Source organism: Clostridium nigeriense (assembly GCF_050585245.1).
Lineage (GTDB): Bacteria > Bacillota > Clostridia > Clostridiales > Clostridiaceae > Clostridium > Clostridium nigeriense_A.
Map to the genome: position 1 here is coordinate 285,846 of NZ_JBNOOF010000002.1, position 13,535 is coordinate 299,380.

A 13,535-nucleotide genomic window follows, 5' to 3' on the forward strand; every position below is an offset into this window, starting at 1 on the left:
AATGTATAAATTAGTAGCTATTGATATGGATGGTACTTTACTTAAAGGAGATAAAACTATATCTGAAAGAACTAAAAGTGCTATTCAGTCAGCTAGAGAAATGGATGTAACAGTGGTTTTAGCAACAGGAAGACCAATAGAAGGCGTTTCTAGATATTTAGAAGAATTAGATATGTATACTGATAAGGATTATGTGCTTAGTTATAATGGAGCCTTAGTACAAAGAACAAAAAGCAAGGAAGCTATAGCTAAGATAGCATTAGATGGATCTGATTTACATTATTTAAAAAAATTAAGTGATGAGTTAGGTGTTAATCTTCATGCTTTTTCAGAAAAAAAAGGCTTAATAACTCCTAAAAACAGCAAGTATACAGAAGTAGAGGCTGATATAAATAATATAGAAATTCATGAAATTAATATAGATACTATTTCAAATGATGAAGTTATGATAAAAATTATGATGATAGATGAGCCAGAAATTTTAGGACCTGCCATGGAAAAGTTACCTAAAGAGGTATTTGAAAAGTACACCGTAGTTAGAAGTACTCCTTATTTCTTAGAGTTTTTGAATAAGGAAGTTAATAAAGGTGTAGGTGTTGAAATGTTAGCCAATCACTTAGGAATCAAAAGAGAAGAAATAATAACTTTAGGAGATGCTGGAAATGACCTTCATATGATAGAATATGCAGGACTTGGAATAGCTATGGGAAATGCATTTGATGAAGTTAAAGAAGCAGCGGATTATATTACTGATACCAATGAAAATGATGGAGTTGCAAAAGCAATAGAAAAATTCATATTAAATAAATAAAAAAGTGCAATTATATAATTTTGCTTATTCCATCGACTAGCTCCAAGTCATCGCAAAATTAATAGATGCACTTCAAAGCTGAAGGAAGGAAATTATAAAACGTTATTCACAGGGTAACATTTTTATAATTTTCAAAAGAATAAATTTAAGAAGTTACTGTGTTTGCAGTAACTTTTTTGCTTTTCAAGGGTATTTTTTAAGAACTATTGTCAAATTATACTCATATAACTATAAATATAAGCTAATAAAGAAAGAAGGATAAATATGTGTGGAATAGCAGGCTTTGTTAATTTCAAGAAAAATATAAAAGAAGAATACAAAACACTAAAAAATATGACTGATACTTTGAAGGATAGAGGCCCTAATGCAGAAGGTCTGTACACATCTAGCAATATTATGTTTGGCCATAGAAGGCTTGTAGTAGTTGATCCAGAAGGTGGAGGTCAACCTATGAAAAAGAGTGTTAATGGAAAAGAATATATTCTTGTTTACAATGGTGAATTATATAATACAGAAGATTTAAGAAAAGAATTAATAAATGCTGGATATACATTTGAAGGATATTCAGATACCGAGGTATTACTTTTATCATATATTAGATGGGGCATAGATGCTATATCAAAGTTTAATGGTATTTTTGCCTTTGCTATTTATGACGAAGATAAAAGACGGGTAGTTTTAGCACGAGATGCCATGGGGGTTAAACCATTATTCTTTACTTTTAAAAATGATACTTTTATTTTTGGTTCAGAAATTAAGGCATTATTTAAACATCCATATGTTGAACCAATTGTAGATAAAGATGGATTAACAGAATTATTTGCTTTAGGACCAGCCCTTATACCTGGTACAACTTTATATAAGGGAATTGAAGAAGTTAAACCAGCTGAATATTTGATTGTGGATGCAAGTGGTATAAAGAAAGATATGTATTGGGAGCTTAAGGCAGAGGAGTTTAAAGAAAGTGAAGAAGAGGCAGTTGAACATGTAAGGGAACTTCTTGTCGATGCAATAAAAAGACAATTAGTTGGTGATGTACCACTTTGTACTTTCTTATCAGGGGGATTAGATTCTTCAGCAATATCAGCTATAGCAGCAGAAGAATTTAAAAAGAAAAATAAGATTTTAACTACTTATTCTATAGATTATGAAGATAATGAAAAGTATTTTAAATCATCACTATTTCAACCAACTTCAGATCAATATTATGCAGAGATGATGGCTAAATATATAGGAAGTGAGCATAGAACAGTTGTATTAAATCATATGGATTTAGTAAATTCCCTTGATAATGCTGTAATCGGTAGGGATTTACCAGGTATGGCAGATGTGGATTCTTCCCTATATCTATTTTGCAGGGAAGTTAAAAAAGATTTTGTAGTAGCCTTATCTGGAGAGTGTGCAGATGAATTATTTGGAGGTTATCCATGGTTTACTAACGAGGATATGATTAATGCAAATACTTTTCCATGGTCAAGATTTATTGGAGATAGAAGGAAAATATTAAGTCCAGAATTAAAAAAATTAAAAATAGAGGATTTAGCACAAACAGCATATAATGACACTTTAAAGGAAGTTCCTCATTTAGATGGCGAAAGTAAATTAGAATATAGAATGAGAGAATTATTTTACTTAAACTTAAGATGGTTCATGGTTAATTTATTAAACAGAAAAGATAGAATGAGTATGGCAAATAGCTTAGAGGTTAGAGTACCATTTGCAGATTATAATATAGTAGAATATGCTTTTAATATTCCTTCAAATATAAAGCTTTTAAATGGAAGGGAAAAGGGCTTATTAAGAAAGGCTTTAGAAGGAATTTTACCAGAAGATATTATATATAGAAAGAAGAGTCCATATCCAAAGACTTATAATCCAATCTATACAGATTTAGTTTGTAATATGATGGGGGATATACTAAGAGATAAATCATCACCTATATTAAATATAATTGATGAAAATAAAGTTAAAGAAATAGTTGAAACTAAAGGTGAATCATATAAAACACCATGGTTTGGACAATTAATGGCTGGACCACAAATGATAGCGTATTTAATTCAAATAAATAATTGGTTAAAAAACTATAATGTAAAGTTAATATAGATAATTAATTTTTGATTGAGCTGTCTTTGCGACAGCTCATTATTTGTTTTATAATGAAAATAATAATTACTTTTTAGGAGGAGTTGTATGACCACTTTAATTTTATCTAATGGAAACATGATTAAAGATAAAGAAATAGATAAGGGATTGACTAATGTGGTTGCCTGTTTATCATCTTCAAAAAATATAAATAAGGTAAGGGATATACAGTTTAATAATATACATAAGGATATAATAATAAAAAATAAAAATAAAATATTTTTAAGAATACCAATTTTAATAGAGGAAGAAAAACTTATAATTAATGCAGTTATAGATAAGGATAAGTTAATTGTTAATTATGAAAATGACATACTTGTTAAATTTTTAAAAGAGAAAATATCATTACACGAAAAAGTAGACAAGTATATGATATGCTTATTTCTATTTCAATACTTTGCATATCTATATAATGAAGAATTATTGAAAATAGAAGATAGAGTAGATGATTTATTTCAAGATGCTATAAATTCTGGAAGTGTAGATAATAAGAAAATTTTAGAGATAAAAAAGGCAGTTTCATTGATCAAGAGATTTACATCATATTATAAATCAATGATAACTTATTTAGATGATGAATTTAGTGGATTAGATTTATATAACAAAGTTTTATTTGTTTTAGATAATACCTTAAGCCTAGTAGAAAATATAGAATCATCTATATTTTCATGTATAGATTTATATAATTCAGAGCTATCCAATAAAATGAATAAAACTATGGAACTTCTGACTATAATAACTGTATTGTCATTACCCCTTACTATTATATCAGGAATATTTGGTATGAATTTCGAAAATATGCCATTATTAAGAAATCCTTATGGATTTATTAGTTCTATTATTTTTACACTAGGATTAATAATATTAGAAATTATTTATTTTAAAAGAAAAAAATACTTATAAAAGATTGCGAAGCAAAATTAAAAATTGATAATGCATAATTGATAATGGATAATTAATGATGTTTTGCACAGCAAAACTTAAATTCAATTTGTGCGAAGCACCGTTTATTCAAAAATCCTTTAGGATTTTTTTCCTTAATTATGCATTATGCATTATCAATTATCCATTATAAAAATGCTCGCATTTTTTTACATAAGGTATTTTATTTCTAATATTTTATTATCTTTTATATAGACTCTTGGAGCTCTTCTTCCAATTAAGCAAAGGACTTCATAGCTTATAGTATTTAATATTTTAGCCATATCTTCCGCATCAAACTTAACATTACCATCAGAGCCTAGAAGTATAGCTTCATCTCCTGTCTGTACATCTTCAATATCAGTTACATCAACCATAAATTGATCCATACATACATTTCCTATAATTGGTGCTAGTTTTCCTTTAATTATTACGCTTCCTTTATTAGATAAGCTTCTAGAATATCCATCAGCATATCCAACAGGTAAAGTTGCAACAATTGTTTTTTTAGTTGTTTTATAAGTCATACCATAGCCTATAAATTCATTTTCTTCAACTTCTTTAATATGAACTATTCTAGTTTTCCAAGTTAAAACAGGCTTAATATTTATATCATCTTTATTAACTTCATCAGAAGGATAATAACCATATTGAATTATTCCTGGTCTTATATAATTAAAATGACTTTCTGGTAAATCTATTATAGCAGCACTATTAGAAAGGTTCTTTTTATTTATAGTAATACCTCTGCATTCTAGTTTAGTTAATATAGAATTATAAATATCAATTTGTTTTTTAGAGTAAGATTTATCCTTAGAGTCTGCTGTTGAGAAGTGTGAAAATACACTTTCAATACTTAAGTTACTTAACTTAGATATACTAACTATATCTTCTATATCCTTAAGATTATCTCTAAATCCTATTCTACCCATTCCAGAATCTATAGCTATATGAATATTAACATCTTTATTTAACTCTTTAGCTTTTTCATTAAGCTTTTCTGCAAAGCAAAGTGTAGATACAGTTGGTTCTACATTATATTTGATTAATGCATCAATGGAATATTCTTCGCTTATTCCAAGAAGCATTATTGGAGCAAGAATATCATTTTCTCTAAGCTCAATTGCTTCAACTATATTTGCAACTGCAAGTTTTTTAACACCACAATTAAGTAAGACTTTTGAAATTTCAACAGATCCATGACCATATGCATTAGCTTTAACAACTCCGATTATTTCACTACCTTTAGATTTCATCTTAATTTCTTTTATATTATTTATTAAATTATTTAAATTAATTTCTGCCCAGATTGGATGTAATAAATTCATAATATAACCCCTTACTATTGTTGACTTCTTAATTATATCATTGATAATATTATATACATAAACTGAAACTTTGATAAGTATCAGTTTTGATAAAATTAATGGTATCAGATTGGGTGATAATATGGATTTTCTAACAATAAATTTAAATACTAATAGTAATATACCACTATATATTCAACTTTATAGTTTTATAAAAAATGAAATTCAATTAGGAAACTTACAATCAAATAGTAAATTACCTTCGAAAAGAAAATTATCTAAATATTTAGATATTAGTCAAAATACAGTGGAAGCAGCTTATGAACAGTTGATAACAGAAGGTTATATAATTTCTTTTCCTAAGAAAGGATATTATGTTACAGAGCTTCAAGAGGTAATAGCATTAGGAAATAATAGTAAAATTAATGAAGATGAGCAAAAGAATAAAAAATACTATAAGTATGAATTCTATTCTAGTAGAGTAGACCTAGAAAGTTTTCCATATAGCATATGGAGAAAAATAAATAAGGATATAATATCAGAAGAAAATAAGGACTTATTACAGATTGGACATTCTCAAGGGGATAGAAATTTAAGGGAATCTATTTCAAATTATTTAAGGTATTCAAGAGGTGTAAATTCAAATATAGATAATATAGTTATAGGATCAGGAAGTGAATATCTAATTCAAATATTAATAAATATACTAGGAAGAAATAAAATTTTTGCAGTAGAGGAACCTGGCTATTATAAAATCAGAAAAATATTAAAAGTTAATGGAATAATACCAAAGGCTATACCAATAGACGAGCAGGGAATTAATATAGAAAATTTAAGATGTAGTAAGGCAGAGGTAATTCATATAACACCTTCACATCAATTTCCAACAGGAATAATTATGCCTATTAATAGAAGAATACAACTTTTAAATTGGGCTAATGAAGAAGATGAAAGATATATTATAGAAGATGACTATGATAGTGAGTTTAGATTTGAAGGTAGACCTATTCCAGCTTTACAAAACTTAGATACTAAAGGGAAAGTAATATATTTAGGAACATTCTCAAAATCATTTTCTCCTTCTGCAAGAATTGCTTATATGGTACTGCCTGATAAATTAATGCAAATTTATAAAAAAGATTTTAGTTTTTTAGCATGTACAGTATCTAGAACAACCCAACAAGCTTTATTTAAATTTATTGAAGAGGGATATTTTGAAAGACATCTTAATAAAATGAGAAATATATATAAGAAAAAAAGAGAATTTTTAGTTTCCTTAATAAAAAAATATTTACCTAGTACTGAAATTATAGGAACTAATTCAGGGCTTCATCTATTAATTAAAGTTAATAATGGAATGGACGAAAAGGAGCTTATTAAGGCTGCTGAAGAAAAAGAAATAAGAATATTAGGAATGTCTAATTCTTATTTAAATAAGTTGAAGGAAACAAATACTGTTTTCTTAGGATATGCAAGCTTAAGTAATGAAGAAATGGAGGAAGCTATTATTTTATTAAAGAAAGCATGGAATTTATAATTAATATTTGGAAATAATAATATAAGCAAATAGTTTAAAAGGAGTATTATTATGGCCTATATTAATTTTAAAGAAGAAATATCAGTAGCTAAAACACAATTTGAAAAAAGAATAAATAATAATAAAAGGATATTTGAGAATTTATTAGATAGTAAAGATGTATACACAGAATATATTCCAAATGAAAGATATAGTTTTAAAGAACATAAGGATTTAGTTATAGGTGGTGGTCATCCTAAGAAGGAAGATGAGTTCCAAGAAATTAAGGATGCAGACATAATTTGTGCAAAGTTTATAAAATGTAGATTTTCTAATATAAAGTTTACAAATTGTAGATTTGTAGGCTGCTATTTTGAAGAGTGTGAGTTTATGGGGGGAGGTGTTGTTTTTCAAGATTGTATTTTTGTTAAAAAGGATAGTGATGAAAAACCAAATTTAAATAAAAATGATAATTTTTCATGCGAATTTAATCATTGTAATATATATGCAAAGTTTATAAACTGCACATTGGAGTATATAATTTTCAATAAATCTAATTTAAAGAATACTAATTTTGAATTAAGTGATATGAGTAATGGTATGATATTTGATTCAAATTTAGATATGATTATTATTTCTGATACTGATCTTTCAGGTGTTAAAATAGTTAATACATATATTGAGGATTTAGAGTTTAGAGATAAATATAAAAGTAAATTAGATGAAAAGACATTTATAGATAAGATTAAAGTTAAGAAAAAGACTAGAGATGAGTATGAAGGTATTTATACAGTTTACGAAAATATTGCAGATAAGTTTAAGGATAACAATTTAACTAATAACTTTGGAGAATATTATTACTTGTGTAGAAAAACTCAAAGAAAAGTTCTTAAGCCTATACCTAAGATTGGATCTACCTTCGGACTATTAACCTGTGGATATGGAGAAAGACCAGTATATGCAGTTTATTTTTCTTTAATTGTAATTTTTCTATTTTCAATTTTGTATTTATTTTTGGGAATAAAGGTTGATGAAGAAATAATTACTTATAGTAGTAATATTAGCAAAGCATTTAATATAAGACAGTTATTAAAAGATTATAATGAATCTTTAAACTTAAGCGTTGGGATGTTTGCTGGAGTAGGACTAAATGAAGCACAACCTTCACCAAGGTCTTATATGCTTAGTAATATTGAAATGTTAATAGGCGTTTTGATGATGGGAGTTGGAATAGGAGCATTAGTCAAAAAGATAGTAAGATAATTAGAGTTGTATGATAAGTAAATTTAACTTATTATACAACTCCTTCACTTCTCAGGAATTTATAAAAAGATTAGCCTATGAATAATTTTTTATAAATTTCATCCTTCAGTTTTTGAAAATTTATTTTTATAATCTTCTCCCCATATAACCATTGAGTCTAAAATAGGCTTTAAGCTATAGCCTGTCTCTGTTAAAGTATACTCTACTCTTGGAGGGACTTCAGCATAAACTTTACGTGTTAAAAGTCCTGATGACTCCATAGTTCTAAGATTTGAAGTCAATACTTTTTGAGATATTTCTCCAATGGATTTCTTTAATTCACCAAATCTTTTTGTACCAGCAAGAAGATCTCTTATTATTAATACCTTCCATCTATCTCCAATAAGTTTTAATGTCATTTCAACAGGACAATCTGGAAAATCCTTTGACATAAAATCAATCCTTTCTCTATAGTATCATAAATATACTATAATTCTATTTATTATATATAGAAAATTATATACTAAAAATATTATAGGGACAAATGAATAATAATCTAAATAAGCATAATAGAATTATTTCTAGATATAATTTTATAGTTTCTAATCAATAAAAAAATATCGTTTTACAATAAAAATATCTTGATAAAGATTAAATACAATGCTAATATATAGATAAATAACTAGGAGGGATTTTATGGAGTTAAAGAACGAAAAATTTTTATCTAAGGCATTATCAATTATTCTTAATGTAGCTATTATTTTTGGTATAATTCTTACAGGGATACTAGTCTATGACACTTTTATAAATAGGGGAATTCAAGATATAGTAATAAACAAAGGTATAATTATAGTATTGTTAGTGGTAGGAATAAGTAATTTGTTTTTTATTGTTTTTATGTTAAAAGGAGTAATAAAGACTTTAATAAAAGGTGATCCTTTTGTTAGATCCAATGCTATTGCATTTAAAAAAATATCTTTATCATGTTTAATAATTGCTTCATGTTATTTAATTAATTTATTTATAAATTCAAATTTTAAAGAATTTAAATTCATTTATGTAGATAATATGGGTATTCATACGGATATGGAGGTATTTATATTTCTATTTGCATCTGCATTTATATATATTTTAGCAAAGGTATTCGATAAGGCTGTATCTTTTAAAGAAGAAAATGATTTAACTATATGATAAGGAGAATAGCATGGGAATAGTAGTAAATTTAGATGTTATGATGGCTAAGAGAAAGATTTCTTTAAATGAATTAGCTGAAAGAGTAGGAATAACTAATGCAAATCTTTCTATATTAAAAAATAATAAGGCCAAGGCAGTAAGATTTTCAACATTAGAAGCCATTTGTAGGGAACTTAATTGCCAGCCAGGTGATATATTAGAATATGTAAATGAATAGTGGAGGTGTATTATGGTCAATGCCGTATCTTTAGTTTTAATGAAGGGAGAAAAGGTTCTTTTATTAAATAGAGAGAAAAATAGGTTACCGGTTATAGTTATTAAAGATAACGAAACACCAGAAAAATGTATTGAGAGATGGACTAAGGATAATATAGAAGTAGGAACGTCAAAATTAATAAGACATGATAAAATATTCAAAATTGAAAATTATAATATAACTTTAATATTTATTGATGCTACTGATTCTGAAGTAAAATTGATTAATGAAGATTTAGTATTTGAGGATTGTAAATACACTAATAATATTAATAAAGTAGAAGAGGAATTTTTCAAAAATGTTATAAGAAAGTGTAGGTTAATTAATTATAATTCATTAGCAGTTGCAGCTTTAGCAAAAGCATATAATTTGAATAATAAATTTGAAATAAGAAATCCTTTTATGAGCTTTGAAAAAGGAAGGATGAAAAGCAACAAGGCTATTAATCTTGTATTATTATCATTATTAGTGGGAGTTTTATTCTCTATTTTTGTATTTAATTATTTAGGAATATCAGTACCAATTATAATAATTTTAACTTTTATAATATTTATTAGTATAGTTGGTATTAGAAATAAAAGTATTTTAGGTTTCTTTTTTGTTTTTTCCAGTATAGCATTATCTATAACTTATGGTATTTTTACTAATGAATTATTTAGAGCTTTGAATATAATAGTAATTCCAATAAATTTATTTTCTGGTTTCTTACTTTTAACTTATGATAATATACAGTTTAAATTAGCTACATTTACAACAGCATTTTTAGAAATAATAGTAGGACAGTCAATAGAAAATACTTCAAAGCTTCCATTAGAATTAAGAGAAAGATATGGAAAAACTGATGGTGAAAATAAAAAAGATTATTTTAAATATGTAATTAAAGGGCTACTAATATCTATACCTTTAGTTATATTCTTGTTAATTTTACTTTCTGGAGCAGATGAAGTATTTAGATATTATATATCAAATATTTGGGAATTTATCGTTATAGAAAATATATTTAATTTTATAGTTAGACTTTTAATAGCTGTAGTAGTTACATTTTTAATTTATGGGTTAAATTATGGATTAGCATCTACTAAGGTTACAAATGTAAATAACAAGAGCTTTAATAAGACATTTAATCCAGCTACAATTATTACTGTGCTTATTTCTATTATTTTAATATATCTAGTATTTACTAAGATTCAAGTTTCATATCTATATTTAAATAAAGAATTACCAGCAGGATTTAGTTTTTCAGATTATGCAAGAAAGGGATTTTTCCAATTAGTATTTTTAGTATTCTTAAATCTTATTATGATAATTTCAATTAAGCTTAAAACAGTAGTAAATAGCAATAAGATAAATAATGTTTTAAATACTTTTTATAGTATAATAACTATTTTAACTGTGAATATGGGGATAGCTGCAATATATAAAATGAATTTATATATTGGAGAATTTGGATATACAAGACTTAGAATTTTAGTTCAAGCCTTTACAGTATTTTTATGTATATCATTATTAACGCTTCTTATATTTATTTGGAGAGAAAAGACATTATTTAAGCCAATTGCTGTAACAGGAATGATTATATATCTTGCTTTAAATTATGTTAACATAGATAACTTTATTGCAAGAGAAAATATTAAGCTTATAAATCAGAGAGCTGAAATAGATTTATGGTATATATCAACTCTTTCCTTAGATGCCAAAAAGGCTATTGATGAAGGAAGAGAAAATGACTTAATAAGTAGTGAATATTATAATTTATGGGTAAATAAAAGAGTGTTAACTAATCATTGGTATGAGTACAACTATTTTAACAATAATATATTGAAATGAAAAAGCTAGGCTGTCTACGTACAGCCTAATTAAATAAAATGCATAATATTAACATATTAGGGAGTAGAGATAGTAGGGGTGAAGAGTATATGAGAAAAACAAAAAAATATTTATTGGCAATATCATTGTGAAAAAGCAGAATTAGAGTGGATAAGTGATGAAGTTATAAAAATAAATGGTGTTAAATTAAATATAAAAAAAGAAATTTATGATTATAGAAGAAAATAATATATTTTTAGATAATAAGTGCTTCTATTAATTTTGAAATTACTTGGAGAGAATTCCAAATAATAAGAAAAATTAAATAGATGCACTTTTTTAGTTATGTAAAGTTGTAAAAATAGTAAATATATTATATAATTACCAATAAAAACTAAATGAAAAGTGAAGAATTTAAAACTATTCCAGATTATATAATTGATAATCCTATAAGAACTAAAGAGTTTAGTGATGATAATTGTATTAATAAAGTATTAGAATTAAATAAGAGTAATTAGTAGAAATATAAGTAGTTAATTGTTAAAAGATTATAAGGGTATTAAAGCGAATAAAAAGATATTTTATTTTTTATAAAATAAATAGAGAGTGAGGCAAGATTTGAAAATGGATATAAAATTAATAAAACCAACTATAGAATATGCTAATGATATTATGGAATATAAAAAAGAGTTTTTAGAATGTGGAGATACTATGGCTGGCGGTGGAAATTTAAAAGAATGTTCTACAGCTGAAGAGTGGATTAAGGAAAACGAATTAAGAGAAAATAGTAAAACAGTTCCCTTAGGAAAGGTTAGCTCTAATGCTTATATAGCAGTAAGAATATCAGATAATAAAATTGTTGGAATGATTAATTTTAGACATCATATTAATCATCCTATACTTAGTACATGGGGAGGTCATATAGGATATTCTGTTCGACCATGTGAAAGGAAAAAAGGTTATGCAAAAGAAATGCTTAGACAAGTTATTATAAATTGTAAAAGTTATGGATTAGATAAGATACTTGTAACTTGTAATAAGGAGAATATAGGAAGTAAAAGAACCATAATTGCTAATGGAGGATTATTTGAAAAATATATTGAAGTAGATGGTGATACTATGGAGCGTTATTGGATAAAGTTGCAATAATGAAAGGAATTTGTATATTGGAATAAATTAAATACTAGATATTTTATAGGATTGGACAAATATAATTATTTATTTTAAAGGTGAGGATATTTATGAGAGAAACAATATGAGTTTAATTAATAATGGTTAGGTGGGGATTAATATGAATCATATAGAGTTAAATACAAATAGATTAATTATTAGAAATACTAAAAAAGAAGATGCTGATTTTTGTTTGGAAATATGGTTAGATGATGAAATGGGAAAATATTTATCTGATCCACCACGTAATAAAGCAAATGAAGCATATATTAAATGGAAAGAAAATGTGGAAACTTATAATGGGTGTTATTATTTTGTTGCAGTTTCAAAAGGAAATGGAGATTATATTGGAACATGTAGTGCTGTTCCAAGTGAAGATAAAAAGCATTGGGATTTAGGTTATGCAATTCATAAAAAATTTTGGAATCAAGGATATGCTACAGAAATGATAAAAACATTATGTGACTTTTGCAAAGAGAATGGAGCAAAATATATAACTGCTGATGTTGCTAAATTAAATAATGGCTCAAATGCAGTATTAAAAAAACTTGGTTTTAATATTGAAAAAGAAGATAGTTTCAGAAAAAGTGGAACAGATATTATTTATGAAAGCTATACGTATAGATTATACTGTTATTAATAATTTACTAACGTTGATATATAAATAAGTAAAACTTTTGGGGGCTTAAAATGAAATTAAAGTTGATAAAATTTACAGAATTATTTGCAAAAGAGGTTTGTGATTGGAAATATGAAGATGAATATTCTGTATATAATTATCCAGAATGGAACAAAGCATTAAAGGATCAATGGGCTAGTACTATAGAAGAAAAAAGAACAAAAGAATTTTTTGCAATAGTTGATGATTATAACAATTTATGTGGGTATATAAGATTACAAGATAAAGAAAGCAAAGTTCTAGTTGGAGTTGGAATTAAGCCATCCTTATGTGGACAAAAACTAGGAAGTACAGTAATGGAGATATTGAAACAGAAGTGTAGAGAATTATATCCAAGTAAAGAAATAATTTTAGAAGTACGGTCATTTAATGTGAGAGCAATTAAATGTTATGAAAAAGCAGGATTTATGGTAAAGGAAGTATATAAAAAAACAACACCCATAGGTACTGGAGAGTTTATAAAAATGATTTTTAATTATTAAATAATACAA

14 protein-coding genes are annotated in these 13,535 nt (G+C 26.0%); 12 read left to right on the top strand and 2 right to left on the bottom strand.

The window, feature by feature from the left end:
• The first annotated feature begins 1 nt into the window (after position 1).
• The 3 genes from yidA to ACQPUY_RS04690 all read left to right on the top strand — a co-directional run bounded on the left by yidA (position 2) and on the right by ACQPUY_RS04690 (position 3,856).
• A complete protein-coding gene (gene yidA / locus ACQPUY_RS04680) occupies positions 2-811 on the top strand; it encodes a sugar-phosphatase (protein ID WP_430839771.1) in 810 nt (269 codons plus the stop codon).
• Positions 812-1,075: 264 nt separating this feature from the next.
• Positions 1,076-2,914 (top strand): asparagine synthase (glutamine-hydrolyzing), encoded by a 1,839-nt coding sequence (gene asnB, locus ACQPUY_RS04685; RefSeq protein WP_430839773.1) that lies wholly within the window; start codon positions 1,076-1,078, stop codon positions 2,912-2,914.
• 87 nt (positions 2,915-3,001) lie between these two features.
• Positions 3,002-3,856, top strand: coding sequence for a CorA family divalent cation transporter (locus ACQPUY_RS04690; RefSeq protein ID WP_430839775.1), 855 nt, complete (start codon positions 3,002-3,004; stop codon positions 3,854-3,856).
• 188 nt (positions 3,857-4,044) lie between these two features.
• On the opposite strand, the gene alr is transcribed toward ACQPUY_RS04690, so the two are convergent.
• On the bottom strand, positions 4,045-5,202 hold the full coding sequence (alr, locus tag ACQPUY_RS04695; protein ID WP_430839777.1) for an alanine racemase: 1,158 nt from the start codon (positions 5,200-5,202) through the stop codon (positions 4,045-4,047).
• 121 nt (positions 5,203-5,323) lie between these two features.
• On the opposite strand from alr, the gene ACQPUY_RS04700 reads away from it, so the two are divergent.
• Entirely contained in the window at positions 5,324-6,718 is a 1,395-nt protein-coding gene (locus ACQPUY_RS04700; protein WP_430839779.1) for a PLP-dependent aminotransferase family protein, read from the top strand.
• Positions 6,719-6,769: 51 nt separating this feature from the next.
• Positions 6,770-7,960, top strand: a complete 1,191-nt coding sequence (locus ACQPUY_RS04705; protein ID WP_430839781.1) for a pentapeptide repeat-containing protein — start codon at positions 6,770-6,772, stop codon at positions 7,958-7,960.
• Between the two features lie 98 nt (positions 7,961-8,058).
• On the opposite strand, the gene ACQPUY_RS04710 is transcribed toward ACQPUY_RS04705, so the two are convergent.
• Positions 8,059-8,391: a winged helix-turn-helix transcriptional regulator gene (locus ACQPUY_RS04710; RefSeq protein WP_430839782.1), complete on the bottom strand. Its 333-nt coding sequence runs from the start codon at positions 8,389-8,391 to the stop codon at positions 8,059-8,061.
• Positions 8,392-8,635: 244 nt separating this feature from the next.
• Between ACQPUY_RS04710 and ACQPUY_RS04715 the strand changes: the two genes are divergently transcribed.
• The 7 genes from ACQPUY_RS04715 to ACQPUY_RS04745 all read left to right on the top strand — a co-directional run bounded on the left by ACQPUY_RS04715 (position 8,636) and on the right by ACQPUY_RS04745 (position 13,526).
• Positions 8,636-9,130, top strand: coding sequence for a DUF2975 domain-containing protein (locus ACQPUY_RS04715; protein WP_430839783.1), 495 nt, complete (start codon positions 8,636-8,638; stop codon positions 9,128-9,130).
• A 13-nt stretch (positions 9,131-9,143) separates the two neighbouring features.
• On the top strand, positions 9,144-9,350 hold the full coding sequence (locus tag ACQPUY_RS04720) for a helix-turn-helix domain-containing protein (protein WP_430839785.1): 207 nt from the start codon (positions 9,144-9,146) through the stop codon (positions 9,348-9,350).
• Between the two features lie 12 nt (positions 9,351-9,362).
• On the top strand, positions 9,363-11,216 hold the full coding sequence (locus tag ACQPUY_RS04725; RefSeq protein WP_430839787.1) for a DUF4153 domain-containing protein: 1,854 nt from the start codon (positions 9,363-9,365) through the stop codon (positions 11,214-11,216).
• Between the two features lie 108 nt (positions 11,217-11,324).
• Complete coding sequence (locus tag ACQPUY_RS04730) at positions 11,325-11,444, top strand: DUF5412 family protein (RefSeq protein ID WP_430840252.1); 120 nt, start codon at positions 11,325-11,327, stop codon at positions 11,442-11,444.
• Between the two features lie 375 nt (positions 11,445-11,819).
• Positions 11,820-12,344 carry a GNAT family N-acetyltransferase gene (locus ACQPUY_RS04735; RefSeq protein ID WP_430839789.1) on the top strand — a complete coding sequence of 175 codons (525 nt, stop codon included), beginning with the start codon at positions 11,820-11,822 and terminating at the stop codon, positions 12,342-12,344.
• Between the two features lie 142 nt (positions 12,345-12,486).
• Positions 12,487-13,005 (top strand): GNAT family N-acetyltransferase, encoded by a 519-nt coding sequence (locus ACQPUY_RS04740; RefSeq protein ID WP_430839791.1) that lies wholly within the window; start codon positions 12,487-12,489, stop codon positions 13,003-13,005.
• Positions 13,006-13,055: 50 nt separating this feature from the next.
• Positions 13,056-13,526, top strand: a complete 471-nt coding sequence (locus ACQPUY_RS04745; RefSeq protein WP_430839793.1) for a GNAT family N-acetyltransferase — start codon at positions 13,056-13,058, stop codon at positions 13,524-13,526.
• The last annotated feature ends 9 nt before the right edge of the window (positions 13,527-13,535 follow it).